Source organism: Microbacterium sp. K41 (assembly GCF_004794395.1).
Taxonomy (GTDB): domain Bacteria; phylum Actinomycetota; class Actinomycetes; order Actinomycetales; family Microbacteriaceae; genus Microbacterium; species Microbacterium sufflavum.
This window is the reverse complement of record NZ_SSDO01000042.1, coordinates 1-1,385: the sequence shown is the minus strand read 5'-3', so window position 1 is coordinate 1,385 and position 1,385 is coordinate 1. Positions and strand designations below refer to the sequence as shown.

Below are 1,385 nucleotides of genomic sequence, written 5' to 3'. Positions count from 1 at the left end.
GCCGAGGCGGAGCGGGTCGACGAGCTGCTCGCCACCGCGACGAGCGCCGTGCGTGACGCCCGCAACGGCGCCGAGGTCATCGCCCGCATCGAAGCCGCGCTCGGGCAGCCGCTGCAGGTGCTCGACGGCGAGACCGAGGCGGAGCTGACGTTCCTCGCGGTGCGGCGGTGGTTCGGGTGGTCGGCCGGACAGCTGCTGCTGCTCGACATCGGCGGCGGCTCGCTGGAGATCGCCGCGGGGGCGGAGGAGCTGCCCGACGCCGCCGCCTCCGTCCCGCTGGGCGCCGGCCGCATGACCGTGCAGTTCCTCCCCGACGACCCGCCCGGCGAAGCCGACGTCGAGCGGTTGCGCGCGCACGCCGAGACGACGCTCGCCGAGGTGCTGCCCCGGTTCCGCGCCCTGCCCCGCCCCGACCACGTCGTCGGATCATCCAAGGCCATCCGCTCGCTCGCCCGTCTGGTGGGCTACCCGACGCCCGGGTGGTCGGGCAGCGACCGGATGCTGCTGCCCCGCGCGGCGCTCGGCTCCTGGATCCCGCGGCTCGCCCGCCTGCCCGCCTCGGCCAGACAGGAGCTGCCCGGCATCACCCCCGATCGCACGTTCCAGATCGTGGCGGCCGCGGTCGCTCTGCACACCGCGATGAGCGCCCTGCAGGTGGACGAGCTGGAGGTCTCCCCGTGGGCCCTGCGCGAGGGCGTGCTGCTGCGCTACATCGAGGAGCACAGCGGCGCGCGAACCTGAGAGGGGCGCACACCCCCCGCCGCTAGCATGACCGCATGACCTCCCCCGCCGTCGCCCCCTCGCGCGCGGGCACGGTGACGGCGCGTCTCGCCCTCGTCGGCTACCTGCTGTTCGTCGGCTTCACCGTCTGGCTCCCCGCCTCGGTCTCGGCCAAGGTCACGGGGCTGGTGGGCGTCATGGCCGCGTGGGTGTCCGATGCGGGCATCGCCTCGTACGAGCGCAGCGCCGTGGTGCTGGAGATCCTCGCCAACGTCGCCCTGTTCGTTCCGGTGGGCCTGCTGCTCGCGCTCGCCCTCCCGCGGCTGCGCCTGTGGCAGGTGGTGCTCTGCGGCGGTCTGATGAGCGTGGTCATCGAAGCGGTCCAGGGGCTCATGCCCTCGCGCGTCCCGGCCCTCAGCGACATCATCGCCAACACCTCGGGCACGCTGATCGGCGCGGTGCTCGCCCTGGTGCTGCTCCGGCTGGTGGCGGGTGATCGCCCGGCGGCGGCCCGCCGTAGGCTGGTGTCGTGACCACGCCCCACCCCGACGGCCCTCCGGCCGGCATGAGCCGCAGGGAATGGCGCGAGCTCCGGGCGACGACGCCCGCCGCGTCCTCCGCCTCCCCCTCCCCCTCCCCCGAACCCGAGAACGCGCACGCGGACG

Annotated in this window: 2 protein-coding genes; both read left to right on the top strand. The window is 74.9% G+C overall.

The features are described 5' to 3' along the window. Window positions 1-741 (top strand): Ppx/GppA phosphatase family protein (locus DW309_RS00540; RefSeq protein WP_136044218.1); only part of this gene is annotated, 741 nt, incomplete at its 5' end. Window positions 742-776: 35 nt separating this feature from the next. After that, a complete protein-coding gene (locus DW309_RS00535; RefSeq protein ID WP_136044217.1) occupies window positions 777-1,253 on the top strand; it encodes a VanZ family protein in 477 nt (158 codons plus the stop codon). Window positions 1,254-1,385: the final 132 nt, after the last annotated feature.